Source organism: Streptomyces sp. VTCC 41912, from assembly GCF_045799175.1.
GTDB classification, from domain to species: Bacteria; Actinomycetota; Actinomycetes; order Streptomycetales; family Streptomycetaceae; genus Streptomyces; species Streptomyces albulus_C.
Genome location: NZ_JBJMAB010000117.1, coordinates 1 through 521 on the forward strand (window position 1 = coordinate 1; position 521 = coordinate 521).

At 73.9% G+C, this 521-nt stretch carries 1 protein-coding gene; it reads left to right on the forward strand.

Annotated elements, in window-relative coordinates:
- On the forward strand, positions 1-521 hold a 521-nt coding region (locus tag ACJ6WD_RS41390), incomplete at both ends, for a hypothetical protein (protein ID WP_407617833.1).

Sequence of the window (521 nt, forward strand, 5' to 3'; positions counted from 1 at the left end):
GGCCGTCTCGGGGCGTTCCTGGAGCGTGAGCGGGTGGCGCTGGCCGACGTCGCGTACACGCTCCACACCGGACGCGAAGCCATGGAGGAGCGACTCGTCGTCATTACCGACGACGGTGCCGAACTCGTGCGGCTGCTGGCGGAGTTCGCCCGCGGGGAGGCGTCCGTCCCCGGTGTCCGGCGTGGCCGGAGCCGGTCGGGCGCGGTGCGCGAGCACGCGGGGGCGGTGCGCACGGCCACCGCGGCCGGCGATCTGCACGCCCTGGTCGAGCTGTGGACGCGGGGCGCCGAGGTCGAGTGGTCCGACGTCCCGGGCGTGACCGGGCGCCGCATCCCGCTGCCGGGCTACCCGTTCGCCCGCGAGCGGTACTGGGTGGCGTCGGCCGACGAGTCCGGTTCCGTCGAGGACCTGCCGGCGGGGGTTTCCGGCCGGGCCGTCGGTGCGGGGTTGCATCCGTTGGTGGATGCGAATGTGTCGTCGTTGTTTGAGCAGCGGTATGTGGCCAGGCGGGATGGGGGTGA